The organism is Pseudomonas sp. GW821-FHT02H09 (assembly GCF_059421425.1).
In genome coordinates, this window is sequence record NZ_JBWKVA010000037.1 from 1 (window position 1) to 26,949 (window position 26,949).

Below are 26,949 nucleotides of genomic sequence, written 5' to 3' on the forward strand. Positions count from 1 at the left end.
GGGGTCGCCAGCGGCTGCATCGCCCTTAGCCTGGCCGCGGCGCAAGCGCTGCACCGAGCCGGTAGGTCGGTAATCCTGGTAAGGACGGAGATGGCGACCCAGGACCTCGCCGGCATCGCCCTGGCCAACGGCGTGCTCAGTGTGCGCGGCGGGCGCACCGCCCATGCTGCGGTGGTGGCACGGCAGATGGACAAGGTCTGCCTGGTCGGCTGCAATAGCCTGCACGTCGAGGCTGAGCGCGGCTACCTACAGTTCGCCAGCGGCGAGGTGCTGGCCGAGGGCGAGCTGATCACCCTGGACGGCGACAGCGGCGAAATCTGGCGCGGCGAGTACGAGACGCTGATCGAGCGGCCGGAGGCCTGGCTGGCCGACCTGCGGCGCTGGCGCGACAGCCCGAGTTAGCGCAGCGCGAGTGGTCTAAAACGCTACCCTGCCAACTGACGGCATCAATAATCAACAATCAGTAAGCCTGAAAGCCGTAAGATAGAGCCATCACATGGCGTTTGGCCACTTCATGCGAACAAGCTATCATCTGCTCCTTGTGTCATTTCCCTGAGGACTTTACGGATGAAAGTTGAGATAAAACCAGCACAGAGCAAGGCTGGGTGGGAGGTAACATTGGGTACCTGCGCTGTGAGTTTTTGCAGTCATGAGCAAGCAGAAGCCTTTGCCGAACGACTGCAAGCTCGACTCGATGCTCCTCATTCCCTACCGACAAGCTGCAGTGAAATGCTGACGGAATTGTCATTGCCCGCGAGCACTACGTGAGTGGCATTGCCGTGCATCGGCAGGTCTTTATTTTGTTTTTTGCCAGATCTTTGAGGTAAGCGCTTTTTCGTCGCAAGTAGCCGTAGCAGCTGTGCCAACTGAGCCTCTGCTTTCATGAGTGCAGTTTCGGCTGCTGCGTGCCACACCTGCGCAAGCGGCTGCAGGTCTTTTTCGTGTTTGGCTTTGAGGCACCACTGGAAATGGTCATGCCAAGCGCCGAGGGCTGACTGTACTGCCTTGAGCGATGCTGCGGCTTCATCAGACAGGAGTGAAAGTTGAGGAAAAGCATCGTTCAGGTAGCGCGTACGCTTGACCAGAATTCTTAACTGATGGCGATCAAACTGCGGGTCTGCTAACGCAGTCTTGAGACGCTCGACCTGCTTGTGCAAGCGTTTGATGATCTGCTTTTTAATATTGCGTAATGCGCCTGCCCGCTCAGCACTTCGGAAAACCGGGGGCCACTCATCCAGTTGTGAAAAGAGCTGGTTGATCGCACGGTCTCTAACAATCCGGCCATAGCTGGCCTGTAAAGTAGCCTTTCTGACATTGGCCTGCTTTGTGAACCCTTGCGCCTCAAGCTCTTCGATCAATACCTCCAGATCACGCTCGGGGGTGGTCAGCCTGCCCACCTCGGCGGCTGCCTCATTCAGTCGTGCGATGCCTTCTAATTCGCGCAATGGTCGTAACAGACTTCTTATGCGCCGCAGATTGATTCTGAGGTCATGCAACGCTTCACTGTCCGTCCTGGCGTCCATTCGGGCGTGAGCATGGTAGAGCCCTACCTCGAGCGCTACGATTTGGGCAACGAACAAGTCTACGAATGCCATCAAATTCCATCCAACTGCAGAGATGATGGAGCCAGATTAGCAGAGGAAGTTGGGGCTTAGAGGAAAGCATTCCTCAGTGAAACACTGATCGGGTCAATACGCAGGGTGCCGGGCAATAAACAACGACCTTCTGCCCGGTACAGGCATGTGTTTCATGCCCTCACTCAGCAAAAGGTCGTCGTATTCAGAACATCCAACGTTCGTCTGGCTCACATAATAGAACGCTTGCGCTCTGAGTTTTTCGTCAGCTTAGCGTGCATTCGTACTGGTTTGCGGCCATGAAACTTCCTCATCCCGCGTTGCCATGCTCTGCTTTCGCGCCCACTCCACGAAGTGCCTGCATTGGAAGCTAGCTATGCCAACCTTCAGGACCACCTGGCCGACCTGCCGCGTGAAGCGGTGAAGCACTCCGGTCTGGCGGCTGCGCCTCACGAGGGCTGATGCTGCCGCCGGCATGGAGTTCGATGTGCCCGCCGCCTTGAGCGCGTTATCACTTCTTTGACGATTTGCTGCTATTGGGTACATGCAGGTAAGACATCACGCTTTCGGTCAGTTCGGTTGCCAGCTTCACGGCTTCTTTGTTGCGCGCCATCACGCCCGCCACCAATCCTTCGATCAACGCGAGTACGGCGATGTTGGAACTGGTCAGTACCGGGTGGTCGGCGGGGGCAAATAGCACGTGCTGGGCAATATTGGTCAATGGCGAGGCGGGTGAGTCGGTGATCGCCAGCACCGTAGCGCCACGTTCATGGGCAAAGCGTGAGAGCTGCAGGGTGTCGAGGGAATAGCGCGGAAGCGAGATCGCCAACAGGATGTCCTGATCGGTGATGGCGGCCAGGCGGTAAGCGGCGTTTTCGTTGCCGCCCTCCATGCTGATGGCGGTGGCGTCGGCACAGAAGGGCATCAGGGTCGAGGCTGCGAGTCCCGCCATGTAGACGCTGTTGCCAAATCCCAGTATGTAAATTTTGCGGGCCTTGGTCAGGCAGGTGACGAAAGCTTCAAAGGTGTCTGCATGGTTGTTGGTGCCTGCGGTGCCGAGGTTGCTGGTGGCGCTCTGGATTTGTTCATGCAGGCCAAACGCGCCACCGGTGCGGTGTGCCAGTTCGTTGCGCAGTTTGTCGACCGGGGACACCATTTGCTGCAAGGTCGCCACCAGCTCGGCCTTCATGCCGGTGTAGCCACCCAGATTCAAGGCCTTGGCCAGGCGGTTGACCGCGGCTGGAGAGGTGGACGTTTCGTGAGCCAGCTCCTCGATGGTCAGCGTGGCTGCCTTGAGTGGGTGACGCAGGATAAAGTCCGCCACCTTGCGCAGTGACGGCTGCAAATCGGAAACGATTTCCGCCAGTTTGCGCATCACCGGTGCGGCATAGACAGTCGTGTTTTTCGATGGGGTCGGCATATCCGGCTCAACATTTTTTGATGGTTAGAAGGGACTGTGCCTGGTGCCCTGGCATAAGGTTGGCTGAAGTGTATCCGAAGCCAACCGTTGGCGTGCAGCGCCGAGCCAACGGTTGGTGAGTGAGGGTGCCGGTTATTTCAAACTGCCGGCCAGGAACTGCTGGAGGCGCTCGGACTGTGGCTTGACCAGCACTTCGCGCGGGTTGCCGCGCTCTTCGACCAGGCCTTTGTGGAGGAACACCAGTTGGTTGGATACCTCGCGAGCGAAGCCCATTTCATGGGTCACAACCACCATGGTTCGACCTTCCAGGGCGAGGTCCTGCATGACTTTAAGCACTTCGCCGACCAGTTCAGGGTCGAGTGCTGAAGTCGGCTCATCGAAGAGCATCACTTCAGGTTCCATGGCCAACGCGCGGGCAATCGCCACGCGCTGCTGCTCGCCGCCCGACATGTGCGCCGGGTAGGCGTCCAGACGGTGCGCCACGCCGACTTTGTTCAGGTAGTGCTCGGCCTTTTCCCGAGCCTGTTGCTTGTCCATGCCCAGGACATGCACGGGGGCTTCCATGACGTTTTCAAGGGCGCTCATGTGCGACCAGAGGTTGAAGTGCTGAAACACCATCGCCAACCGCGAACGCATGCGTTGTAACTGCTTGGGCTCGGCGGCCTTGAGCCCGCCGGATTTGTTGGTCACCAGTTTCAACTGTTCGCCGTTAAGCAGAATCTTGCCCGCGTTGGGCTGCTCCAGCAGGTTGATGCAACGCAGGAAGGTACTTTTGCCAGAGCCACTGGAGCCGATGATGCTGATCACGTCACCGGCTTGCGCCTCCAGGGACACGCCCTTGAGCACTTCGTGTGTGCCGTAACTTTTGTGTAGATCCTGAATCTCGAGTTTGTACATGGTTTCCACTCTTTTGAATCAGTCGCTGAGCAAGCGACCCTGGCGAATAGGGGTAACGCCTGCGACCTTGGCCAGCCACAATCCGGGCTGGGCAAAGCGCAGACGTTCGCGGGCATAGAGGATGCCGTCGGTGCTGGCAAGCACCACGCTGTGGCGATCGGTCAGCGGATCAATCACTTCGAACAGCGGGTCGCCGACCTTGACCCAGGCACCCACCGGTTGCAGAAAACTCACCACTCCCGGATGCGGTGCATAGGCGTACTGTGCACCGGCGAACGGCGTGGCTTCACAGCAGGTCGGCGGAGCGTCCGGCCAGTCACCACTGATCAGGCCTTGTTCGGCAAGAAAGCCAAGAATGGCGTCTGCGTTGTCGACGCATTGCTCGCGCTCGGTGTCGGCCATGCCGCGCAATTCAATGGTGGTGGCCACACACGCCAGCGGAATATTGGCGGCAGGGAAGCGTTCGGCCAGGCGTAGCCAGGGAATGGCGCAGGCTTCATCGAACGCACTGCCGCCAGCATCCTGCGCCAACAGCGCGGCGCGAGCATTCAGGCGCGCGGCCAACGAGCGCAAGCGCGGCCAGTTTTGCGGCATGGCGTAAAGCAGCATGATCGACTCGAAGTCGCAGTGCAGGTCCAGTACGAAATCGGCATCGCAAGCGTGCTGCATCAGCAGTCGGCGCAGGCCATCGAGTTCCGATGTCGGTGCGCTCATGTTGGTGAGGGCATCGCTCATGGCGCGGCGGATGAGTGCGACGTTGGCGTTGGCATCCTCGCCCAATTGACCTTCCAGGTGTGGTGCCACGGCGTCAGCCAACTCCGGGAAGTCGCGATTGAAGTTCTTCCCGCTGGAGAACTCGAAGCGGCCCTGGTGGGTGGCCTGGAACATCTGCGCGATACCGATCGGATTGGCCATCGGCACCAGCTCGATCACGCCGCTCAGGCGACCTTGCTCTTCCAGCTCGCGCAGGCGGCGTTTGAGTTCAACGGCGACACGCATGCCCGGCAACTCGTCGGCATGCAGCGATGCCTGGATATAAGCCTTGCGCGGCCCGCTGCCAAAACGAAACAGCGACAGGTGTCGTTCAGTGCCCGAGGCACTCCACGGCAACAGGTATTGAATGTGCTTCATAAAGCTCCTTAGTGCTTGCGCGGTGCCAGATACGCCAGCCAGCGGCGCTCGGCCAGCTTGAACAGACGAACCAGGATGAAGGTCAGGACCAGGTAAATGAGGCCGGCGGTGATGAAGGCCTCGAACGGCAGATAGAACCGCGAACTGACCGTACGCGCGGCCCCGGTGATGTCGACCAGCGTGACGATGGACGCCAGGCTGGTGGTTTGCAGCATCATCAGCACTTCGTTGCTGTACTGCGGCAGCGCCCGGCGCAAGGCCGACGGCAGGAGAATGCGGCGGTACAGGGTGAAGCGCGACATGCCCATGGCCTTGGCCGCTTCGATCTCGCCGCAGGAAGTGGACTTCAAACTGCCGGCCAGGAGTTCCGCGCTGTAGGCACTGGTATTGATCGCAAAGGCCAGGCAGGCACAAAAGGTCGCGCTGGACAGGTAAGGCCAGAGCACGCTTTGGCGTACCGCTTCAAACTGCGCGAGCCCGTAATAGATCAGGAACAATTGCACCAGCATTGGCGTGCCGCGAATCACATAGGTGTAAAGCCAGGCAGGGAAGTTGATCAGCGGTGATCTGGACACCCGCATCAGCGCCAACGGAATTGCCAGCACCAGGCCGAAGGCCAGGGAAATCAGCAGAACTTTCAGGGTCAGCAAGGCGCCATTGAAGTACAGCGGCAGGTTTTCCCAGATCAGGTTGTAGTCGAGGATCATGTTCGCTCCCAATCACAGTTCGGCGGCTTTGGTGCCGACCGAGTAGTGTTTTTCCAGATAACGCAGCACCAGCAACGAGAGGCTGGTCAGCATCAGATAAAGAGCCGCCACCGCGAGGAAAAAGGTAAAGGGCTCATGGGTTGCATCCGCTGCGTTCTTGGCTTTGAACATCATGTCCTGCAAACCGATGACCGAGATCAGCGCGGTAGATTTGGTCAGTACCAACCAGTTGTTGGTGAAGCCTGGAATGGCGAAACGAATCATCTGTGGCACCAGAATCCGCCAGAACACCTGCGCGCCACTCATGCCGTAGGCTGCCCCGGCCTCGCCCTGACCTTTAGGGATCGCCATAAAGGCGCCGCGAAAGGTTTCCGAGAGATAGGCGCCGAAAATGAAGCCCATGGTGCAGACGCCGGCGATAAAGGGATTGATGTCGAAGTACCGGGTGTAACCGAGCGCAAGGGCAATGCGGTTCACCAGATCCTGGCCGCCGTAGAAGATCAGCAGAATCAACACCAGGTCCGGGATGCCGCGAATAACGGTTGTATAACCTTCGCCCAGCGCCGCCAGCCATTTGATCGATGACAAGCGAAATGCTGCACCGATCAGACCCAGGGCAATGGCCAGGGTCATGGAGGTCAGGGCCAGATTAATAGTCAGCCAGGCGCCATCGAGAATGCTCGATCCGTAGCCGTGAAGCATGATGAAGTTCCTCAAACGAGCGCCGGGAGGCGCGCGGGACAAGCCAAAGGCGGCGCCTGCAACGGGCCGGCGCCGGAGTTACGGGTGGACGCTTATTCGCCGTAGATATCGAACGCGAAGTACTTGGCCATCACTTGCTGGTACTTGCCATTGGCCCGGATAGCGTCAATCGCTGCACTTAGGCGTGCGGCGTTCGCGCTGTCACCTTTGCGCACGGCGATCCCGGCGCCTCTGCCGAAGTATTTCGGGTCGTTGATGTCCGGCCCTACCAAGGCGAAGCCCTTCCCGGCAGGCGTTTTGATGAAGCTTTCATCGGTGTTGACGATGTCTGCGAGCGTGGCGTCCAGACGACCCGAAGCCAGGTCAAGGAACGCTTCATTTTGTGCGGAGTAGCGCACGACCTCGACCCCGGCTTTCTCAAGCTGCTCAGTGGCAAAACGGTCGTAAGTCGAGGAGCGTTGCACGCCGACTTTCTTGCCTTTGAGATCAACCAGAGGGTTGTTGATCACGCTGCCGTCCTTCATCGCGAACTTGCCCGGCGTGTGGTAGTACTTTTTGCTGAAGTCGACTGACTTCATGCGGTCATCGGTAATCGACATCGATGACAGCACGGCATCGATCTTGCGCACTTTCAGCGAGGGGATCATGCCGTCGAATTCCTGAATGACCCATTGGCATTTGACCTTCATCTCCTCGCATAGCGCGTTACCGATGTCGTAATCGAAACCGCTGACGTTGCCTTCCGGGGTCTTGAAAGAGAAGGGTGGGTAGGCGGCTTCGATACCGATACGCAGACTCTCTTCGTCGGCGTGGGCCAGGATGCTGAAGGCGCAAAGTGCCAGAGCACCTAGAAGTCCAGTCTTGTTCATGTTTTTGACTCCTTTTGTAGGGTGTTTGGGTGGTTCGATACCCGCAAGTACCCGGCGTGGGCGCTTCTCGGGGAACTGCTGTGGCTGAGGTACTGCCTCAGTCGGCGTCGCGATCTGCCCTGAAAGGTGAGGGTGCTTGCCGTCCGGTCTGGCGAGGTGGGTCGGTATTGATGATCTTGTCGAGCCTATAAATGACACGTTTTATTTCATAAATCAAATTTATGAAAATAAAAACATCATTTCTGGTGAGTCTCCAGCCGGGTCGTCATTTCTGCAGATGGGTGCAAACCGGGGGGGCGTGGGCGTACCAGATCCGTCGCAATAACGAATTCACGCTGAGGTTGAAAGGGCGGAAGGGGCGAACAAGCGCAGCGTTGCATCGGGTGGGCAACGCTGGAGCGAAGGCCGCGCAGCCCCGTTACAGCACCGCTACGCGTATGTTGGCAACGATCTGCAGGATCTCTACGGCGTTGATCCCTTGCACATCGGTGAGGCAACGCGGGCAGCAGGGACGTTGCCTGGAGCGCCTTGTCGAGCCGGCTTAACCGGGTAGTTTGGCCGCAAGGACGTCAACCTGCTCGATTGACGGCGGTTTGGCAAACAGCTCGGGAGCCTTGGCCATAAGCGCCGCTGCGACCTTGCCCGAAAGATGGGCCTGCCGGCCTGCTTCATCCGGGAAGGCGTCAAAGATGCCAAAGGTGGACGGTCCCAAGCGGATTGCGAACCAGGCCGTGGTGGCTGGCTCTTGCTCCACGATTGGAAGGCCACCCAGGAGAAAGCTCTCTACCTCTTTCTCTTTCCCGGGTTTTGCTTGCAGACGAACGAACAACGCTACTTTGACCATGATGTGCCTCCTGTTGCTATGACTACATCACCCTGCGTCACGCTTTCCAGTAAGCCCGACGCGATACTCTCCGATTCGGCATAGACACCCGCCACGACGGTACTGCCCAGCCGCCCAAGCGCTGCAATGTGGCCGTTGCCGCCGCCTCTGAGGGTGTTGCTTCAGACGCAGCATTGAGTCAGCGGGCTTCCAGGACTCGTGCCGAGTAAACCAGCATAGTTCTTTGAGTAAACTTCATTGGCGCTAAATTTTTGCTGATCGGCAGTTCCTGGCCGAAAGCGGTCAGTAGTGAATGGCCGCAATCGGCCAAAAGCAGTCCGTCGTGGCGCCTAAAAAGCCGGTGTGATTCGAGTTTCCTCAACGAGGCTATTCAAAGTCTCGGCGCGCTCAAACCACCTGCCGCAACAGTGGTCACTAAGTGGCACAACCTCCGGGATGAAACTACGCTGATGAAACACTTATTTCCCTCCTATGGAGCTGGAAAATGAAAAGGATTTTTTCTGCCACTATCGTGTTCACAGTGCTCGTCGCGTTTTCAAATACAGTGTCTGCTGAAACACCCTCTCATAAGGATGCTCGCACATTCATTGCCCAGGCACAGATAGGTAGTAACCTCTCTACCCTTGCACTTTTGGCAGCGAAAAGAACGAACACCTACGCGATGATCGCCACAAAGCTGGGAAGTGCAGATGCAAGCAGTGCCGTGTCTGGTGAAATCAATGCATTGCTGCCGCAGTATCAGCCTAAGTGGAATGAAAACCTTGCAGCAGCCTATGAGAAGTCATTCTCTCAAGAAGAGTTGTCATCACTCGTATCTGAAGGCCGCGCATCAAAATACGCGGGAAAAGTGAAAGAACAACAATCCGAAATTGGTAGAGATATGCAGTTGAGTTCCCAGCCAATTCTGATTGCTCTTGTCACCGAGGCGCTTAAGGCAACCCTGTCCAAATACATCCCGAAATAGACTGTAAATCAGGGCGACCGGCATCGCGGCCTCGAACGAAAACGCCCGCAAGACACAGGAGTCGTACATCAAGGTGGCAGAAGAGCGCATCGTCGTTTACCTCAGCCTAATCAGTTCGCTGATGACAGAGACACAGTACACGGCCGTGGACCCTCGCGGTCGAAATGTCCTGTCCGAGTTCATCAATTCGATCTTCGACGTCGACAAGATGCTGTATTTCGTTGCGCCGGATTGGTGGAAGCCGCGTCAATTGCGCGCCCGTCAATTCCTGAGCCTGGACGATCTTCAGGCAATGCTCGCCGGCTCAGTGGTGACCTGGGGTCCACCGAGGCAGGGCAAGTCCGTTAGAAAAACATCTGATCAAAGGTATGAGAGAACGTTAATTAGACGGTGTTAAGGAGGGCGTATGCGTAATCCATCAACTTCGAAGCTTGTGCAGGAAATTGCTGGTGATGCTTTTTATCGAAGGTGGATAGTTTGGCTTCCATTATTGTTCACGTCTGTAATAGTTTTTGGCGGGTATAGTGAGGACGTTATGGGGGTCCAATGGGTGGCGGGGCTTGCCGCGATCGCCGGAGCCAATATCTCATCGATAAACGTTTGGGCCGGAAAATCGTCATTTCCTGAGGCTACACAATTAATATTTTTACTGGCTTGGTTGTTTAGTTTTTATTACGCCTTTCTTGTCGCGCGATGGAAACCCTATAGGGAAATGTATGTTGGTTCGCTTACCGGGTGGAGGCGTCATCTGAAAGCATTACCGGGATTGGTAATGATTTGCATTGGACTATTTTTCTTGAATGTTACGCTTCCGGCAGAGCCGAATTGCATGAGGATGTGTATCTATGAGTCAAAATTTATTCAAGTGATCTATTCCTCTGGGATCTCTATGCTTTTGGGGTATGGGTTTGCGCTGATTTATTGGTGTCTGGCTAACTTCTCAAGAGTTTATTTATGTGGGAAAAAAAATGAGTAGCCAGGAAGTTAGTTATTCTGATTTTGAGACTCATGGACCTGTTACAGCCGACGGTTTTCAAGACCGTTTCCTTTTGGCCGTTTTCTGCCCGTCGCGACTGACCGGTTTTGATTGTAGCCCTTCGTGAAGGACAGCTATAGGCCCTGAGCGTGTAAAAACACCTCCGCGAGCCCTTGCTATGATTTCTGAGGGTTTCATCTCAGGGATCGCCCATGAAGCGCTTCATCCAAGGTGAACATCGAGGCCAAGGCACCTTACTTCTCGAAAGCGTCGACGACTACGTCAACGATACCAATCCGATTCGCATAGTCGACGTCTTCGTCGATGACCTCGACCTAGTCAATCTGGGTTTTGACGGTGCTATTCCTGCTGACACAGGCCGGCCTGCTTACCATCCTTCAATCCTGCTGAAGATCTACATCTACGGCTATCTCAACCGCATTCAGTCGAGCCGGCGGCTGGAACGAGAAGCTCAACGCAACGTTGAGCTTTTGTGGTTGACCGGGCGTTTGATGCCGGACTTCAAGACCATCGCGAACTTCCGAAAAGGCAATAGCAAGGCCATCCGAGGCGTCTGTCGCTAGTTCGTTGTGCAGTGTCAGCAGTCGGAACTCTTTGGAGAGAATCTGATCCCCATCGATAGCAGTAAATTCAAAGCAGTCAACAACCGCGACCGCAATTTCACGAGTGCCAAACTGTAGCGGCGAATTGGAGAAATTGAATCGAGCATCATCCCTTCGGGACGCTCAAACAGTAGATGGGTGCAACGCACTTCCTGACGCGAAAGCTGGCCGGGGTCCTCCCTCAACGTGGAGGACAAACCATGAAGATTATAGAACCGACCGGGAAGTGCAGACCATTGAGCAGGTTGTGTCCGGCGACAATGAGCAGTCCAAGAGCAAACAGGGTTGGACTTGGCAGCCAGACCAGCATGGCGAGGGCAATCATGCTTACACCGATGGCCCAGATCACCTGCATGTTAATCACACTGGGTGGGAACTGGAATGTCCAAGCGAAATTCACCGAGGTGAACTCCAGCAGGGCAAGGAATAGGCCACGCTTGAACAGGAAGGCGTAGATCAGGCCCAGCAGCAGATTTATGAAATCCAAGCGGCCCGTCCGACCGAGGTCTGTGAAACACCGCTGTTCGAGCCAAGCGAGGAGTAATTGCGCCTGAAGTCTGCATCCTTACGCCGGCACCATAACCGGCGAATAGAAGTCTCTCAGATGACTCTGAAAAAAATCAGAGGCGATTCAATCTGGAGACTTCTAAGGACGCAGGATCAGCGTTTAGGCTGGTTTAAAGCAATAAACGGCCAGTTTATTGCCGTCGAGGTCGCGGACATAGGCGGCATAAGCATTCGGCGCCCAATCGCGGGTTCCTGGCGCCCCTTCATCGGTACCACCGGCCGCCAGTGCTGCAGCGTGGAAAGCATCAATCGAGGCGCGATTCGGAGCTGCGAAGCTGACAGTAACCCCGTTACCTATGCTGGCAGGGGCGCCATTGGCTGGTTTTAAAACGAAGAAAGAGGGGGCGTTCTCACCCCAGATCGAACCATTGTCGGCCAGATCGGCGATGCGCTTATGGCCCAACTGACCCAAAGCACTGTCATAAAAAGCACGGGCTTTGTTCAGATCGTTGGTGCCGACGGTAACGTGGGTAAAGATGCTCATCTATTTACTTCTCCGAGTGTAAACACAGTGGGTGGTGCAGTTATGTCAGGGCAACCCTGACGAACGTCGCTGAGCCCAAGCTCAGCGATCAAAATGAATGACGGTGCGAATGCTTTTGCCTTCGTGCATCAGGTCAAAGGCGTTGTTGATGTCATCGAGCCCCATGGTATGGGTGATGAAGGTATCCAACGGGATTTCGCCCTTTTGCGCTTTCTCGACATAGCTGGGTAGCTCACTGCGCCCCTTCACGCCGCCAAAGGCCGAACCGCGCCAGACGCGACCGGTCACCAGTTGAAATGGCCGGGTGCTGATTTCCTGGCCAGCACCGGCGACGCCGATGATCACCGACTCGCCCCAACCCTTGTGGCAGCTTTCCAGCGCCGCGCGCATCAACTGAACGTTGCCGACACACTCGAAGGAGTAGTCGACGCCGCCTTCGGTCAATTCAACGATGACATCTTGAACTGGCTTGTCGTAATCCTTCGGATTGACGAAGTCGGTGGCTCCCAGTTGTTTGGCTATCTCGAACTTGGCCGGATTGATGTCCACAGCGATGATCCGCCCCGCCTTGGCCATGGTGGCGCCGATGATGGCTGCCAGGCCGATGCCCCCCAAACCGAAAATCGCTACCGTAGCGCCTGCTTCGACCTTGGCGGTATTGAGCACTGCACCGATGCCGGTCGTGACACCGCAACCGAGCAAACACACCTTCTCCAGCGGCGCTTCCCTTGGGATTTTCGCCAGCGAGATTGCTGGTAGTACGGTGTATTCAGAAAAGGTCGAACATCCCATGTAGTGATAGATGGGCTCGCCTTGGTATGAGAAACGGATGGTGCCATCAGGCATCAGGCCTTTGCCCTGAGTGGCACGGATTTTCTGGCACAGGTTAGTCTTGCCGGACAGGCAGAACCTGCACTCGCCACATTCAGGGGTGTAAAGCGGGATCACGTGATCGCCCACAGCGACGGAAGTAACGCCCTCGCCAATCGCCTCGACGATACCACCGCCTTCGTGACCGAGAATGGTTGGAAAAAGACCTTCCGGGTCAGCACCGGAAAGGGTAAAGGCATCGGTGTGGCAAACTCCGGTAGCGACAATGCGCACCAGTACTTCACCCGCCTGGGGTGGCGCCACATCGACTTCAACGATTTGCAGGGGCTGGTTGGCCGCGAAGGCTACGGCGGCTCGCGATTTGATCATTCTTTTGATTTCCTCAGTGCAACGAAAGCGCTAGGCGGTGATTGGTCGTGACCGGAAGGATCACTGCCGCAAGTCCACCGTCACCGCGGTGGTCGGGCGGGTGCAACAGAGCAGGATGTTGCCGCTTTCAGGGGGATCCAGTGGCTCTTCGAAATACTCGACAGAGCCTTCCCGAAGGGTGACCTGGCAGGTGTTACACAGCCCCGCCCGGCAATTGAATGGCGGAGTCAGGCCAGCCTGTTCGGCAAGTTCGAGCAGTGATGGGCAATTCTGATCCCATGCCACGCGCGTACCCGATGGCAGAAACTCCACGGTCAGGGCCCCTTCAATCGACGCGGTCGGCGCTTTGGGTACAGGCGACGTGCGAGGAGGGGGCGCCACCGGTACGACTTCATCCTCTTCGAGGATTGTCGCCGGGCCGAAGAACTCATAATGAATGCGCTGGCTGGCGATCCCGAGGTCGCGCAACAGGCGCCAGTTCGCCTGCATAAAGAACCGGGGGCCGCACAGATAGACGTCGTAATCGTCCAGTGGAAGAAGCCTTTGCAAGGTTTCCCGGCTTACCAGACCTTGGCTGTGATAGGCCGCGCTGGCCTGATCGTCGGCATTCGGGTTGCGATAGCAGAAATGCACGCTGATCCCTGGGCGACGGCTGGCCAGTGCCAAAACCTCATCGCGAAAAGCATGTACCGCTCCACTTTCGCAGGCATGGATGAAATACACCGGGCGCGACGAATGTGTACTCAGTTGATGGAGCATGCTCAGCATCGGTGTGAGTCCCACGCCACCACTGAACAACACCACTGGCCTGGGGCTTTCTTCGTCCAGCACGAAGGTGCCCTTAGGACCGGCGATTTCGAGTGTGTCGCCGACTTGCACATTGTCGTGCAGGTGGCTGGAGCCTTGACCCGGTGGCAGCTCTGGCTGGTCGAACGGTGCAGGCTCGCGTTTGACCGAAATGCGTACGCGTGAAGGGTCATTGGCGTCTCCGGAGAGACTGTAGTTGCGCAGCACCTTGACACCGCCCTCCAGGGACAGGCGAACGATGAGGAACTGCCCCGGGCGGAAGCCCGGGTTGGAAAGGCCATCGACCGCCGTCAGGATGAAGGAGGAGATGACGGCGCTCTCTTGTTTTTTCTCAATCACCCGGAAGGTTTTGAAACCTGCCGAGGAGGACGGCGTTTGCAATTGAGTGCCCATCTCAAGCCTCCGTCTTTTGTTCCGCAGTGTATCGCTGGGTCAGCGGAATCAAGCTGCCAGCCTGTTCCTGGGCAATCAATTTATCGAGGTTACGGCGAAAGCGTAGCGGTCCGGAGTCGGAAGCCAGATCGATGTTGGGTGTGTGCTTGTTGGCCATCCCCTTATGCACGGCACTCAGCACTACCCGATCTTCGGCAAAGGCGTGCCGCACGTCTTCGTCGAACTGGCGTGAGACCTCTTCATTTTCGGTATCGAAATTACGGACCTGGAACCAGTAATAACGCGTGTTCGATTCGTCGATGGGGGTCATGAAGTTGTAGGAGTTCATCAGGAACACATGTTCGTGCAGTTCACCTTCATCACTACCGGTACCAGCGGGCGTGAACAAGGCCTTGATAATGGCCTGGGACGGGTAATGCACTTCGTAGTGCTGCTTACGATCACAATGACCACTGAACTTGACGAACTTGGCATAGAAAGGTGCCACTTCGACATCGCGCATCCAGCGCGAAACAATCACACCGACATCGGTTACCGTGGTTTGCAACGGTTCTTCTGCGCAGGCTGCGTTACCAAAGGAAGATTGATGCACCCACGCGACATGTGCAGGGTCCAGCAGGTTGTCGGTCATGTACAGGTAGTTGCACGGGATAACCATGCTGTCGCCGCGATTGAGCCCCCACGCGGGGTCACCCCATTCAGGCACGTGACAAATTTTCGTTTCGTCTGCCAGCTCGAGATCACCCATCCAGATCCAGATCAAACCGTAGCGCACGGCGAGGGGGTAGCTGCGAACCCTGGCGCCTTGGGGAATACGTTGACTACCGGGCGCGCGGACGCAGCTACCCGAGCAGTCAAAGGTCAAACCGTGGTAACCACATTCAATGTCATCACCTTTGCGACGGCCCATTGACAGTGGCAGCTTACGGTGAGGACAGGCATCCTCGAGGGCTACCGGGGTGCCATCACTCTTGCGGTAAAGCACCACAGACTCACTGAGAAGAGTTACCGGATAGAGGTCCTCACCCAACTCGGCTTCACTGGCGGCTACGTACCATGCGTTTCGCAAGAACATCGGATTTCTCCTTGTTGTTTTGTTGTTCGCCTTTTGCTGACGAACGATGGCTAATGAGGAGGACAGGTTACGAGGATCTGTTTGAGTGAGAATAGATGTTTAAATCTGTTCGTTTATTTAGATTTACTAACAGGTCATTGGGTTGAATGATTGCGAGGAACCTGTACTTGAGCCCGTCTTTGGCAACGCATTCAAGACCGCGCAAGGCAGTCTTGAATGTGGGGTATCGCGATGGATTTCGGCCGTTGTGAAGGGCCGGGATTTATGGGTGGGATGGAGGCTGAGTGAGTGGCAGTGCCACCAAGGCACGCTCCCATATTTGTCGAGTGCGCTGCCAGACGACGGCTTGCCAATCAAGATCGGCTGGGTAGAACTGTTCGAGTAGCTCCCGTTTGATTTGCCCGGCAGCTGGATCCGTGAAATCCCCGTGCAGGTGCAACCAATGGTCGTTGCGCAAAACGGTATGGACCTGTTCTCCCGGATACGTGCCGCATTCAATGACGAATGGCATCAAGTGTACGTGCGGTAGCGCGTTAATGATGGCTTGTGATGTGTAGCCAGTCGCTGTTGCGGCTACGCCCGTATCACTCTGGCTGCCAGGTCCAGTGATCAGGGTATACAGCCAAGGCCCATAGATCGCTTGAGCATCGGCAAGCGCAGGATAGCCGGATTGGGCAATCGTCATCAGCATGGGGTGGCCATAGTCCCCGGCGCCGGTGTGAAGGTCAAAACACATGACCGTGTCGCAGTGGTGCAGGTGCTTCTGCAAAATCGTATGCAGGGTTTTGTTCGTCCAACTCGCAGTTTTTCCGCCGTAGTAAAGACCGTCAGGGTGGTTGTACTGGCCGGCCTCGACAATCGACATCACCGTTGCCCAGCCTTCTGTGCGAACGCGATCGTCGAGCAGGGCGTCGGCCTTTTCGCGTGATGGCCCCGACAGATGTTCGCAGGTATAGATAGCGTGTAGTGCCTCGTACTGGCGGTTATCGGGCAGTCCTAGAGTGAGGTCTGGATAGTTGCGATTGATGTCGATGTTGTCTTCATTGACGCGGCGTATCCAGGCCGTACCCCAGGGGTTGATGAGGTGGATCATCAGCACCGCGACATTGGCAGGCAGGGTCCTTTTGTTGAATTCCTGTAACCATCTGATCTGACAGTTCGAGCCATAGAAACCTTCAACACCGTGGGTGCCACTGAGGGCGACCAGTACTTTCCTGGCGCGTGGATCGCCAAGCCAGGCAACATCGGTGCTCAGTGGCTCGCCAAAAGGCCCGCTTGACGGGTGAGGGTAAGTTGTCAGGCTGGCACCTGCTGCTTTAGCGGCAGCCAGAAATTGCTCGCGTTGGCTGTTGTAACTCGGATGTGTGGGAAAGCCTGTGCTCATGGTCATCTCTTGTCGATCGCTGGCACCGGACTCGCATGGAGCGTCCGGTGCGAGGGTTTTGAGCGAAGCGCTATTTCAAGCGGCCGGAGAGAAACTGGGTCAATCGTTCACTTTTCGGGTTGACCAATACTTCGCCGGGATGTCCCTCTTCTTCTACGCGACCTTGATGTAAGAACATGACGTGGTTGGAAATGTTGCGGGCAAAGCCCATCTCGTGGGTGACCACGACCATGGTTCGGCCTTCCTCTGCCAGCGCTTGCATCACTTTCAACACTTCGCCGACCAGTTCCGGGTCGAGTGCTGACGTCGGTTCGTCGAAGAGCATCACTTCCGGTTCCATCGCCAGCGCACGCGCAATCGCCACGCGTTGTTGCTGACCGCCCGAGAGATGCGAGGGATATTTACTGTCCACGCTTGAGTCCAGGCCAACCTTGCGCAGGTACTGGTGGGCTCGTTGCACAGCTTCCTTGCGCTTGATGCCAAGGACATGAATGGGCGCTTCGATGATGTTTTCCAGCACCGTCATGTGCTGCCACAGGTTGAAGTGCTGGAACACCATCGACAGTTTGGTACGTATTTTTTGCAGCTGGCGCGGATCGGCCACACTCATGGCGCCATTGATATCTTGTTTCGTGCGAATTTCCTCGTTGTTCACAGTAATTCGCCCGGCACAGGGTTGTTCGAGGAAGTTGATGCAGCGCAGGAAAGTGCTCTTACCCGATCCGCTCGAACCGATGATGCTGATCACATCACCTGCTTTGGCCTTGAGTGATACACCTTTGAGTACTTCATGAGGGCCGTACTTCTTGTGCAGCTCATCTATTTTTAGTTTGTACATTATCGACGCTCTCCAAGTGGCGGCAGATCAATGAGCTTGAGGTTTCAAGAAGGCCAGCCAGCGAATTTCGCAGCGACGAAAAAGCCAGACCAGGGTAAACACCATCAAGGCATAGAGCACCGCCGCTATACCGAATGCCTCGAACGAGGAGTAAGTGGCCGAGTTCACATCACGGGCGACCTTAAGCAAATCAGGAACGGTGGCGGTGAATGCGAGGGTGGTGGAATGCAGCATGAGGATCACCTCATTGCTGTAGTACGGCAGCGCACGACGTAGCGAAGACGGCAAAATGATTCGTCGATACAAGGTAAAGCTGGACATACCATAAGCGCGACCGGCTTCGATTTCACCGTAAGGTGTCGCGCGGATCGCTCCAGCGAAAACTTCCGTGGTGTATGCGCAGGTGTTTAGGGCAAAAGCCAGTAACGTGCAGTTGATCCCTTCGCGGAAGAAGGCATTCAGTTCCGGTTGGGATCGGACTATTTCCACGCTGTAGACACCGGTGTAAAGAAGCAGCAACTGGATATACAGCGGCGTACCTCGAAACACATAGGTATAGAACCAGACGGGCCCACGGATGAACGGATTTCTTGAGACGCGCGCCACCGCCAGTGGCAGAGCGAAGACGCCGCCGATGGCGATGGAAACCACCAGCAGCCACAACGTCATGGCAACGCCGGACAGTTGATAGCCATCGAACCAGAGGTAGGATTGCCAATACTCCTTGATGATTTCGATCATAGCTGTGCCCCTCTGACACCGGCAGAGTAGCGGCGCTCCAGCCACATCAGGATGCCGTTGGACAGGGTGGTAATCGCTAGATAAATCAGAGCGCCGATCAGACTGAAGTAGAACAGTTGCATCGAGTGCTTGCCGGCATCCTGGGTTACCTTGACGATATCGATTAGACCGATAATCGAGACCAGCGCGGTTGCCTTGATCAGCACCTGCCAGTTGTTGCCTATACCTGGAAGTGCGAAGCGCATCATTTGTGGGAACAGGACTCGCACAAATATTTGTCGACGATTCATTCCATAGGCGATTGCGGCCTCAAGTTGACCGGCAGGCACTGACTGAAAGGCGCCGCGAAATGTCTCGGTGAAATAGGCGCCGTAGATGAAACCAAGAGTAAAAACCCCGGCAACAAATGGATTGAGATCAACCTGCTCGAAGTGCATCCGTTCGGTAAAAACATTCAACAAAATTTGCAGGCTGTAGAACAACAGCAACATGATCACCAGATCAGGAACACTGCGGATCAACGTTGTGTAACCTGTTGCCAACACTCGCAAGAGGCGCTGGTTGGAAACCTTTGCCGACGCACCGATTAAACCGAGTGACACAGCCAGCACCATCGAGAGCAACGCCAGCTTGATGGTTGCGAAGGTACCTTCGAGTATCAACGCACCATAACCCTGTAAAAACATGTTCTGTCTCTCCTTCGGCAATAGCGGTCCGCTGACCGTCTATTTAGAGGCTTGGAATTCAGGGGGAACTGTGGGGGAGGATATGGCCAGGGCTCTTGATCATCTACGCAAGGACGATCAGAGCCCGCCAGGAAAAGGATTCAGTTATAGATGTCGAAAGTGAAGTACTTCTTCTGAAGCGCCTCGTAGGTTCCATTTTCGTGCATTTCTGCCAGCGCGCCGTTGATGGCTTTGATCAGTGCCTGGTCATCCTTGCGCAGGCCAATCGCAATCCCCTGGCCCAGTAGCTTTTCATCCTGGACAGTGTCGCCAGCAAAGGCGAAACCGGTATTTTGGGGTGTCTGCAAGAAGCCTATGTCTGCAACGACCGCATCTGTCAGGGTGGCATCGATACGGCCACTGACCAGGTCCGGGTAGAGCAGATCCTGATTGGTGTAGGACACCATGGTAACGCCATGCGGTGCCCAAACTGACCTGACGTAAGCCTCCTGGGTACTGCCTTGGGCGACGCCGACGCGCTTGCCCTTGAGCGACTCTACGGTGGGGAGCAAACCGCTATCAGTCTTGGCGATCAGACGATTGGGCGAATTGTAGAGCCGGTCCGAGAACGCGATGTTTTCTTTGCGTTTTTCGTTGACCGTCATCGCCGAAAGAATGCCATCGAATTTCTTCGCCTTGAGTGCCGGGATGATGCTGTCGAAAGCAACCTCCACCCAGACGCACTTGACCTTGAGCTGAGCGCAAATGGCATTACCCAGATCAATATCGAAACCGACTAATTGACCGCTTGGCTCCTTCGATTCGAACGGAGCGAACGTCGGATCTACGCCGAAGCGAATCGTGCTCAAATCGTTAGCGAACGCGCCGGTCGAAGCGAGAGCAAATACCGTGGCCAGAATGATTTTTTTCATTTTTCTTTGCCTTTTTCAGTCATTGGAGTTTGCGCATGCCTAATGCAAGGTCATGGTGCAGGGCTAATTCTGGTGCCCTCACTGCCGGCAAGAGGCAGCGCTGGCAGGACCAGAATACGAGAGTCTGAATATTCGAAAAGATGTTAAAAACTGTTGCTTTGTGTAGCTGAGCTAAAGTATTAATCAGCGCTCGATTTTCTGGAGGTGCAGATGAATACCTTGCCTTCTCTGCGGGCCATACAGGTGTTTGAAGCCGTAGGACGCTTCGGTGGAATTGTCGAAGCGGCAAGGCGCCTGGGCATCTCGGCGGGGGCTGTCAGTCAGCAAATGAGATTGCTGGAAGACAGTTTGGGGATGAGTTTGACCTTCAGGGTGGGCAAGCGTATCCGCCTGACTGCTGCGGGGCAGCGTTACCACGATAGCTGCGTGGCAGCATTCGAAATGCTGCGCATTGCTCAGGTCGAAGTCGAGCGAGCGAAGAGCGCTACCAACTTGCGAATCAGTGCTTTGCCATCGCTACTTTCAGATTGGCTGGCTCCGCTTATTTACACATGGCAGAGCGATCACCCGGAAATCAATCTGTTTCTTGATGGTAGCCATGCTGAACCCTCACCTGACGGCTATGAAATCGACTTTCGGGTGACATATGGAGATTATGGGGCAACCGAGCACGCCATTGAGCTGTTCCGCGATTGTGTCGTTCCAGTCTGTAGCCCGCACATGTTGCGTGCTGGTATGCCGTTACGGACTCCGGCGGATCTGTTGGCTTATCCACTATTATCTATTGATTGGCTGCCTAAATTCGCTTCCCCACCCTCTTGGCGCGATTGGTTCAGTACGCAACAAGTCGACTGTTCGCAAATCTGTGATGGTTATCGGGTCTACTCATTATCGTCAATGGCAATCCAGGCAGCGATCCTTGGGCAAGGCGTTGTATTGGCGCAATACTCTATGATTGCCGATGCCGTGGCGGATGGGCGTTTGATCATGCCGTTCGCGCTGGGGCTGCAAATGCCTTCGTCGTATTTTTTAGTGGGCGCCAAAGATGCTTTCGATAAAGCCCACTGTCGTGACTTCCATCGATGGCTGGTAGCCCGTGGACGGGATCAAATGGCACTAAGTGAGCGACTGTTGACCTGACCATAAGTGAATAGAATAGTTGCCACTTGACCTCCCGTTTGCATTCGATCTCACCACCGATTGCATCGGATTTGACCAGCACGCTTCGTAACCATGACCGGCAGAGAACGACCCATAGCCGTCATCCACACGTGACTATTGGGATCATGCGCCCACGTCATTTATCAGTTCGCGCCAGACATCCCTTGCCTTCTGCTCCGAGGTAAAAACTTGTACTTTTGGATGCCAGAACTGCCCCTCAATTACGATGCATTCCAGGGTAGAGTCCTGAAACGTAAAGACATAATGGATGGCATCTTTTAGAAACCGCTGTTTATCGTGTCGCGGATGAATAGCGTTTCTCTGCTCAAGCTCTGCTAGCCAAGGCGAATTATTTATTCGATGAATTTGGTAATGCTTGAGGCCAAGTCCAATAAGCGGATGGCCGCCCAAAGCCTCGTCGTTTGGTGAGCCGAACTGAATTTTTTTTACTAGGGGAAAATGGATTACAGCTATTTCTTCCCCAGCGGTGCAATACCGTAAACATAGCTGCGTGTCCGTGGCGAACACAACGGGTTCGGGCGACGTACTTGGCTGTGGCCAGGAGTCGAGCAGCACTACGGTCGCGAATGACATAGGGAAGCCTAGTGAAGAAATAAGGGGCAAAACAGAGTGCGAGAGCGACGCGTTGTCGTCAAACGTTTCTGATCGCGACGGGCTGCTTCTGGCCGGTTGCAGTCAGTCACCACTGGCAGAGAACGACCCGAAACAGCGGCTACTGTCTGGACCCATCTCGGCCGGGTGTCACTGAGTAACTCCAGCAAGCCGAATAGAAGGCATATTGCTGGCCCCCAAGCCTGAAAGTTATCGCCAAAATTACTTTATTTTCAGGTGGTTAGGCGGAATGCAAATGCGTAATGTATTGATCGCGCTCATCTCGTTGGCCCTGGCGAGCGTTACAGTCTCTGCCCAGGCCAGGGAGCTGATGTCGAATGATCGGTTTATGTGCAGTTGGGGAGCGGGTACCGCGCAACGAGCCCAGGAACTCAAGCTGTCGGGGGTTTCACTGTATGCCGCTCGCCAGAAGATACAGGCTTACAAGTTTAGCAAGGGGTGGATGCGAATGATGGCCTTGGGCATTACCGAGCAAACCTACGACAGTAAATCCCGATTCAAGCCCGCTGCCGTCCGGCAGAGCTTCTATGAAGAGTGCGTCAGGTATAAGTTGGCGCGTAAATGACGATGTGGCATGGAGGCCTTGGCGCTGGTGCAGATTGCCGCACACACGAGAAGCGCCAGGAAGTGATCCACCTTTGTAATGGCAGGGCTCCTGATCGGGCGCGGCGACGCTGCCACGGCGAGGAGGAATTTGCCACACGCAAAGGACATGCAATAGCCGAATAAAGTCGACGCTAATGGTCGAAAAACTGGAATGGTCGGTGCTTTACTCGTGTTGCTGTGCGAAGCGCTCGATCAGCCATTTTGCCGCCGGACCGGGCGGTGTATCCGTGCGATAGATGGCATCGAAGCTGTAGACACCGCTTTTGAGGTCCGGCATGTCGAGTTGCACAAGGCGGCCTGCCGCCAGGTCATCCCTGACCATGGACAACGGCATGTTGCCCCAGCCTATCCCCTCCCTGAGCAGCATGTGTTTGGCCCCCAGATCCGCCAGGCGCCAGGTCCTCGTGCCGATGACGGCGAAGTCCTTGCCTTGGGTCAAGGGTGAACGATCCGACAGCACCAACTGGACATGCTCGCGTCCAGCGCCTGGGGCGTTCAGCCGAGTCGTTGCCAGCGGGTGGCTGGGCGCTGCGACCGGCACCAGTTCGACGCTGCCGATGCCGATGCGCTCGATTCCATCGATGATGTTATCGAGTTGGCCACCCACGCCGATGCTGGCCTTGCGATTGAGCACGAGCTGAGTGACGGCGCCCAGGGCTTCCATATGAAGGTGCAGGGATACGGTAGGAAAGGTCTCCTGGAATGATTTGAGCGCATCGACCACGCGCTCGGCAGGCAACAGCACATCGAGCACCAGGTGGATCTCTGCCTCCAGGCCTTGCAGCAGCCCCTTCACCTTGGCCCGCAACCCGTTGACCCCATTAGTGATGGTGCGTGCTTCGGCGAGCACAGTACGTCCCGCATCGGTCAGTTGGGGTTTGCGGGTGGTGTTTCTATCGAACAGAACAACGCCAAGCTGCATCTCCAGATTGGAAATCGAGTAGCTGATGACAGAAGTGGCCCTGCTCAGTTTTCGCGCCGCCGCGGCAAAACTGCCGACCTCGACAACCGTCAGGAATACACGCAGTTGATCGAGAGTGGGGGTGCCTGGGTCTGAGATCATTTCGATTTCCTTGAACACTTGCGGGGGTATTTATGTTGATTTCACGTGCAGTAGTGCCGCAAGAACCAGATGAGCAGGGCGTGATTACATTTCGAAAAAATAGAACGTAATCGTCGAAATTAGTCGGCTATTGCGATTGTAGAGTGGGTGGCAGACTTTCCTCAATGCGGCGCTCCATGGTGGATGCGCCCTATTTGATGGAAGAACAACCCATGTCTCAATCTACAGCAACTACCTCCCGCGATACCCATGAACTGTCCGGCTCTGTCGCTACCACCGCCACGGCTGCTCTGGTCGGCCGTGTGTTTCTCAGCGCCATCTTCATCCTTTCGGGCGTCTCCAAACTGAGCGCCCCGGCGATGATGATCGGCTACATCGGTTCGGTTGGTCTGCCGTTCCCGCAACTTGCTCTAGCGTTGGCCATCATCATCGAAATCGGTGGCGGTATTGCTCTGATCGCTGGCTACCGCACCCGTACTGTTGCGCTGGTGCTTGCCCTGTTCAGCGTGTTCACCGCCCTGGCATTCCATAACGGTCTGAGCGACCAGAACCAGTTCATCCACTTCTTCAAGAACATCGCCATGGCGGGCGGCCTGTTGCAGGTCGTCGCGTTCGGCGCCGGTCGCTTCAGCCTCGATGCCCGTCGTCGCTGAGCCAATGGCGCCGCAGTGAATGAACGCTTGCGGCGCCTCCCGGGTTTCATCTTTCGAAATCATCCGAGGATTCACCATGAAAGCCATACGTGTACATGAATACGGCAGCCCGGATGTGCTGCGCCTGGAAGACGTCGCCGACCCGCTTGCGGGGGAGGGCGAGGTGCTGATCGACGTGGAAGGTGCCGCGGTCAACCCGATCGATTGGAAGATTCTTTCCGGCTCCATGAAAGCCTTCATCCCGTTGCCGTTGCCCTACACGCCGGGCACCGAAGTGGCGGGAACGATTTCCGCGATTGGCAAGGGTGTGAGTGGTTTTGCGGTCGGCGATAAGGTATTTGGTTTTATCGGCATCGTCGGCGGATATGCCACAAAGGCTGCCGTACCAGCAGATCGCCTGGCGCTCAGGCCGCGCAGTCTTTCCGCCCTGCAGGCCAGTGGTGTGGCAACGGCGGCACTGACGGCCTGGCAAGCGTTGCATGAGCATGCGGGCCTCAAGGCGGGTCAGCGAGTGCTGATTCACGGTGCCGCCGGCGGAGTCGGCAGCATGGCCGTGCAGATAGCCAGGCATGCCGGCGCCACGGTCATTGCCACCGCTTCGAGCGGCAACCATGACTATCTGGAAAAAATCGGCGCGAATCAGCTGATCGACTACCGTAGCCAGGCCTTCGAGGAGGTAGTGGCGGATGTGGATATCGTGCTTGACCTGATTGGCGGCGAAACCCAGCTACATTCCTGGAAGGTATTGAAGCGGGGCGGGGTCCTGGTGTCGCCGGTCAGTGCGCCGAACGCAGAGTTGGCGAAGGTGCACGGCGTTTCGGCAAAAAACTTCGCCACTCGGCCGGATGGCAGGCAACTCACGGCCATCGCCGAGTTGTTCGATGCCGGCCAACTCTCAATAGAGGTCGACGTGTTCCCGATCTCGCAGGTGAAGCAGGCCGTAGGAAAAAGTATGGCCGGACATACACGTGGCAAAATCGTACTCAATCTTGGCCAATAAAAGTCAGGCAATAAAAGACCGCAAGCATGCAGGTGATCGCATGATTGCATCGCCTGATCGGATGGTCTGATTTGTTGAAGAGGTGCAAAAGCTTTAGCGGTTGGAATCAGAGCTTATGACTGGCGGAGGAAATGAGCGTCTGCTTTGGGGCGGTCTGCGTCGTGAGTGCTGTGAAAACGCGTCGGCCATGGGCTTGATCCAATATGTGAATACAATTCCACTCGATCGGCGCCGTGGGGGACGATCGCGTATGCGCGCTACCCCATGGTAGGCAAGTTGCCGAAGTGGTCCGGCTGGCTGCGCGGCTAGAATGAAGGTGTCAGTCCCGATTTTGGAGAACCAAGATGGTCAGCAAGAACACGATTTGTCTCTTGTACGACGGTGACGCGTTGGACGCTGCGAAATTCTACGCCGAGACGTTCCCGGACAGCGCGGTGGGAGCTGTCCTTCGTGCGCCTGGCGACTATCCGGCGGGCAAGCAGGGCGATGTCTTGACGGTCGAGTTCACGGTGATGGGCATCCCTTGTCTCGGGCTGAACGCGGGGGCGGCGTTCAAGCACAACGAGGCTTTCTCGTTCCAGGTTGCGACCGACGACCAAGCCGAAACGGACCGCTTGTGGGACGCGATTGTCGGAAACGGCGGCCAGGAAAGCGTATGCGGCTGGTGCAAGGACAAGTGGGGACTGTCGTGGCAGATCACGCCACGCGTCCTGACGGCCGCGATAGCCGATCCCGATCGAGCGACGGCCAAGCGCGCGTTCGAAGCCATGATGGGGATGAGAAAGATCGACATCGCTGCGATCGAAGCGGCTCTTGAGCGTTAACCCGCGCGGCTTGGGGCTGGGCGCTGTCGGATGCTGACCGGTGCTCGAGCCAAGCGCTGGACAAGGCTTCATCCGGGCATCGCACTGTCGATTTCGCAGAGTCTCGTTCGACTATCCGTCAGGGAATGAATCTGATTGGTCGCAGTGATCGTAGGCGTTCCCTGTACGAGAACTTTCACGAGGACGAACCAGGAGAAGAGTATGCGCAAGCTCACCGTTGCCGCTTTCATGAGTCTGGATGGCGTTATTCAAGCGCCCGGCGGGCCTGAAGAAGATCCCGGCGGCGAATTCCGCCTCGGTGGCTGGATAGTGCCCTACGCCGACGAAGCCTTTGGCCAGGCCATAAAGGACCTGTTCGCGCAGCCGTTCGAGTTGTTGCTGGGGCGTCGCACCTACGACATATTCGCGGCGTATTGGCCGCACAGACGGGCCGATTCAAAAAACCGCGTCATCGCTGACCTGTTCAACAGCGTGCCCAAGCACGTGGCCACGCATCGATCCGATACGCTTGATTGGCAGAACAGTCATGCGTTGGAGGGAAACCTTGCCGACGCGATACGTGCGCTCAAGCACCGGGACGGCGCCCATCTATTGACGCAGGGCAGCGGCGATATGGTGCGCCAACTGCTTGCAGCCGGGTTGGTGGATGAGCTTCGGCTTATGATTTTTCCCATCGTACTTGGGCGCGGCAAGCGCCTGTTTGGCGACGACGCACTAGCGTCGGCCTTCACTTTGGCGCACTCGACCAGCACGCCTGGCGGTGTGCTGATCACCCATTACGTGCGCAGCGGCGACGTGCGCACAGGAGCGTTTGAAGAGTAGGAAAAGCCCGTGACGCCTGACAACTCGTTGAAGGCCGACATCCCTGACGGGCCACGGCCTTCACGCGAGCAGGCGCATGGTCGAGCAAACACGCCTGCCTCTGCGACCAATCAGATTCATTCCCTAACTGCTCGCATTGAATGAAATCAATGCGGGTTCTCTTGAGGTCGGTTGCAACAGGTAACGACCGGAGCTCTGCGCTCCAGACTGACAGTCACTCCCGCAGCTTGGGGCCGTGAGCAGGCGTTCCCGGGTGTCCGTTTCTGGCCGTTATCTACCTGATGCAAAAACCAGTTATCCCTGGCAACGCAGCCGGTCCGATGCGCTCGGCTATCGGTCCAGCAGAGGTGCCAGCAGTGCACACATGCCGCGCCAGTGCGAACCCTCCCAGTAA

28 protein-coding genes and 2 pseudogenes are annotated in these 26,949 nt (G+C 56.3%); 10 read left to right on the plus strand and 20 right to left on the minus strand.

The window, feature by feature from the left end:
• Window positions 1-402: PEP-utilizing enzyme (locus AC07VR_RS30795; RefSeq protein ID WP_495013540.1), on the plus strand; the 402-nt coding region annotated here is incomplete at its 5' end.
• A gap of 299 nt (window positions 403-701) precedes the next feature.
• Here AC07VR_RS30795 and AC07VR_RS30800 read toward each other — a convergent pair.
• From AC07VR_RS30800 to AC07VR_RS30835, 8 genes are all read right to left on the minus strand, one after another.
• The gene (locus AC07VR_RS30800; protein WP_495013541.1) at window positions 702-1,595 is read right to left on the minus strand and encodes a CHAD domain-containing protein; all 894 of its coding nucleotides are present in this window, start codon (window positions 1,593-1,595) and stop codon (window positions 702-704) included.
• A 490-nt stretch (window positions 1,596-2,085) separates the two neighbouring features.
• Window positions 2,086-2,994 carry a MurR/RpiR family transcriptional regulator gene (locus tag AC07VR_RS30805; protein WP_495013542.1) on the minus strand — a complete coding sequence of 303 codons (909 nt, stop codon included), beginning with the start codon at window positions 2,992-2,994 and terminating at the stop codon, window positions 2,086-2,088.
• 132 nt (window positions 2,995-3,126) lie between these two features.
• Complete coding sequence (locus AC07VR_RS30810) at window positions 3,127-3,891, minus strand: ABC transporter ATP-binding protein (protein WP_494992954.1); 765 nt, start codon at window positions 3,889-3,891, stop codon at window positions 3,127-3,129.
• A gap of 18 nt (window positions 3,892-3,909) precedes the next feature.
• Window positions 3,910-5,022 carry a succinylglutamate desuccinylase/aspartoacylase family protein gene (locus AC07VR_RS30815; protein ID WP_495013543.1) on the minus strand — a complete coding sequence of 371 codons (1,113 nt, stop codon included), beginning with the start codon at window positions 5,020-5,022 and terminating at the stop codon, window positions 3,910-3,912.
• An 8-nt stretch (window positions 5,023-5,030) separates the two neighbouring features.
• The gene (locus AC07VR_RS30820; protein WP_494992952.1) at window positions 5,031-5,729 is read right to left on the minus strand and encodes an ABC transporter permease; all 699 of its coding nucleotides are present in this window, start codon (window positions 5,727-5,729) and stop codon (window positions 5,031-5,033) included.
• Window positions 5,730-5,741: 12 nt separating this feature from the next.
• Window positions 5,742-6,431, minus strand: a complete 690-nt coding sequence (locus AC07VR_RS30825; protein WP_494992951.1) for an ABC transporter permease — start codon at window positions 6,429-6,431, stop codon at window positions 5,742-5,744.
• 92 nt (window positions 6,432-6,523) lie between these two features.
• A complete protein-coding gene (locus AC07VR_RS30830; RefSeq protein WP_494992950.1) occupies window positions 6,524-7,300 on the minus strand; it encodes an ABC transporter substrate-binding protein in 777 nt (258 codons plus the stop codon).
• Window positions 7,301-7,841: 541 nt separating this feature from the next.
• Window positions 7,842-8,144, minus strand: coding sequence for a putative quinol monooxygenase (locus tag AC07VR_RS30835; RefSeq protein WP_494992949.1), 303 nt, complete (start codon window positions 8,142-8,144; stop codon window positions 7,842-7,844).
• A 484-nt stretch (window positions 8,145-8,628) separates the two neighbouring features.
• Here AC07VR_RS30835 and AC07VR_RS30840 point away from each other — a divergent pair, with 484 nt between their 5' ends.
• The 3 genes and pseudogenes from AC07VR_RS30840 to AC07VR_RS30850 all read left to right on the plus strand — a co-directional run.
• Entirely contained in the window at window positions 8,629-9,108 is a 480-nt protein-coding gene (locus AC07VR_RS30840) for a DUF2059 domain-containing protein (protein WP_495013544.1), read from the plus strand.
• 406 nt (window positions 9,109-9,514) lie between these two features.
• The gene (locus tag AC07VR_RS30845) at window positions 9,515-10,084 is read left to right on the plus strand and encodes a hypothetical protein (protein WP_495013545.1); all 570 of its coding nucleotides are present in this window, start codon (window positions 9,515-9,517) and stop codon (window positions 10,082-10,084) included.
• Window positions 10,085-10,296: 212 nt separating this feature from the next.
• Window positions 10,297-10,782, plus strand: a pseudogene (locus tag AC07VR_RS30850) (transposase); the annotation flags it as partial.
• 130 nt (window positions 10,783-10,912) lie between these two features.
• Here the strand turns inward: AC07VR_RS30850 and AC07VR_RS30855 are convergent.
• The 10 genes and pseudogenes from AC07VR_RS30855 to AC07VR_RS30900 all read right to left on the minus strand — a co-directional run.
• Window positions 10,913-11,164 (minus strand): annotated as a pseudogene (locus AC07VR_RS30855) (hypothetical protein); the annotation flags it as partial.
• Between the two features lie 210 nt (window positions 11,165-11,374).
• A complete protein-coding gene (locus tag AC07VR_RS30860; protein ID WP_495013546.1) occupies window positions 11,375-11,758 on the minus strand; it encodes a VOC family protein in 384 nt (127 codons plus the stop codon).
• A gap of 81 nt (window positions 11,759-11,839) precedes the next feature.
• The gene (locus tag AC07VR_RS30865; protein WP_495013547.1) at window positions 11,840-12,958 is read right to left on the minus strand and encodes an S-(hydroxymethyl)glutathione dehydrogenase/class III alcohol dehydrogenase; all 1,119 of its coding nucleotides are present in this window, start codon (window positions 12,956-12,958) and stop codon (window positions 11,840-11,842) included.
• A gap of 60 nt (window positions 12,959-13,018) precedes the next feature.
• Entirely contained in the window at window positions 13,019-14,158 is a 1,140-nt protein-coding gene (locus AC07VR_RS30870; protein ID WP_495013548.1) for an FAD-binding oxidoreductase, read from the minus strand.
• A gap of 1 nt (window position 14,159) precedes the next feature.
• Entirely contained in the window at window positions 14,160-15,233 is a 1,074-nt protein-coding gene (locus tag AC07VR_RS30875; protein ID WP_495013549.1) for an aromatic ring-hydroxylating dioxygenase subunit alpha, read from the minus strand.
• 262 nt (window positions 15,234-15,495) lie between these two features.
• Window positions 15,496-16,617 (minus strand): DUF2817 domain-containing protein, encoded by a 1,122-nt coding sequence (locus AC07VR_RS30880; protein WP_495013550.1) that lies wholly within the window; start codon window positions 16,615-16,617, stop codon window positions 15,496-15,498.
• A gap of 70 nt (window positions 16,618-16,687) precedes the next feature.
• Complete coding sequence (locus AC07VR_RS30885) at window positions 16,688-17,455, minus strand: ABC transporter ATP-binding protein (RefSeq protein ID WP_415765026.1); 768 nt, start codon at window positions 17,453-17,455, stop codon at window positions 16,688-16,690.
• A 27-nt stretch (window positions 17,456-17,482) separates the two neighbouring features.
• Window positions 17,483-18,196: an ABC transporter permease gene (locus AC07VR_RS30890; protein ID WP_495013551.1), complete on the minus strand. Its 714-nt coding sequence runs from the start codon at window positions 18,194-18,196 to the stop codon at window positions 17,483-17,485.
• Window positions 18,193-18,882: an ABC transporter permease gene (locus AC07VR_RS30895; protein ID WP_495013552.1), complete on the minus strand. Its 690-nt coding sequence runs from the start codon at window positions 18,880-18,882 to the stop codon at window positions 18,193-18,195. The genes AC07VR_RS30890 and AC07VR_RS30895 overlap by 4 nt, the downstream gene beginning before the upstream one ends.
• A 140-nt stretch (window positions 18,883-19,022) precedes the next feature.
• Window positions 19,023-19,793 (minus strand): ABC transporter substrate-binding protein, encoded by a 771-nt coding sequence (locus AC07VR_RS30900; RefSeq protein WP_415765023.1) that lies wholly within the window; start codon window positions 19,791-19,793, stop codon window positions 19,023-19,025.
• A 210-nt stretch (window positions 19,794-20,003) separates the two neighbouring features.
• Between AC07VR_RS30900 and AC07VR_RS30905 the strand changes: the two genes are divergently transcribed.
• Entirely contained in the window at window positions 20,004-20,933 is a 930-nt protein-coding gene (locus AC07VR_RS30905) for a LysR substrate-binding domain-containing protein (protein WP_495013553.1), read from the plus strand.
• A gap of 144 nt (window positions 20,934-21,077) precedes the next feature.
• Here the strand turns inward: AC07VR_RS30905 and AC07VR_RS30910 are convergent, their stop codons facing one another.
• Complete coding sequence (locus AC07VR_RS30910) at window positions 21,078-21,548, minus strand: hypothetical protein (protein ID WP_495013554.1); 471 nt, start codon at window positions 21,546-21,548, stop codon at window positions 21,078-21,080.
• A gap of 274 nt (window positions 21,549-21,822) precedes the next feature.
• Between AC07VR_RS30910 and AC07VR_RS30915 the strand changes: the two genes are divergently transcribed.
• Window positions 21,823-22,152 (plus strand): hypothetical protein, encoded by a 330-nt coding sequence (locus AC07VR_RS30915; RefSeq protein WP_495013555.1) that lies wholly within the window; start codon window positions 21,823-21,825, stop codon window positions 22,150-22,152.
• A gap of 204 nt (window positions 22,153-22,356) precedes the next feature.
• Here AC07VR_RS30915 and AC07VR_RS30920 read toward each other — a convergent pair whose 3' ends face one another.
• Window positions 22,357-23,256, minus strand: a complete 900-nt coding sequence (locus AC07VR_RS30920) for a LysR family transcriptional regulator (protein ID WP_495013556.1) — start codon at window positions 23,254-23,256, stop codon at window positions 22,357-22,359.
• A gap of 212 nt (window positions 23,257-23,468) precedes the next feature.
• On the opposite strand from AC07VR_RS30920, the gene AC07VR_RS30925 reads away from it, so the two are divergent.
• From AC07VR_RS30925 to AC07VR_RS30940, 4 genes are all read left to right on the plus strand, one after another.
• Complete coding sequence (locus AC07VR_RS30925; protein WP_495013557.1) at window positions 23,469-23,909, plus strand: DoxX family protein; 441 nt, start codon at window positions 23,469-23,471, stop codon at window positions 23,907-23,909.
• 76 nt (window positions 23,910-23,985) lie between these two features.
• The gene (locus tag AC07VR_RS30930) at window positions 23,986-24,909 is read left to right on the plus strand and encodes an NADP-dependent oxidoreductase (protein ID WP_495013558.1); all 924 of its coding nucleotides are present in this window, start codon (window positions 23,986-23,988) and stop codon (window positions 24,907-24,909) included.
• A 344-nt stretch (window positions 24,910-25,253) separates the two neighbouring features.
• Complete coding sequence (locus AC07VR_RS30935; RefSeq protein ID WP_494992945.1) at window positions 25,254-25,733, plus strand: VOC family protein; 480 nt, start codon at window positions 25,254-25,256, stop codon at window positions 25,731-25,733.
• A gap of 201 nt (window positions 25,734-25,934) precedes the next feature.
• Window positions 25,935-26,555, plus strand: a complete 621-nt coding sequence (locus AC07VR_RS30940; protein ID WP_495013559.1) for a dihydrofolate reductase family protein — start codon at window positions 25,935-25,937, stop codon at window positions 26,553-26,555.
• Window positions 26,556-26,949: the final 394 nt, after the last annotated feature.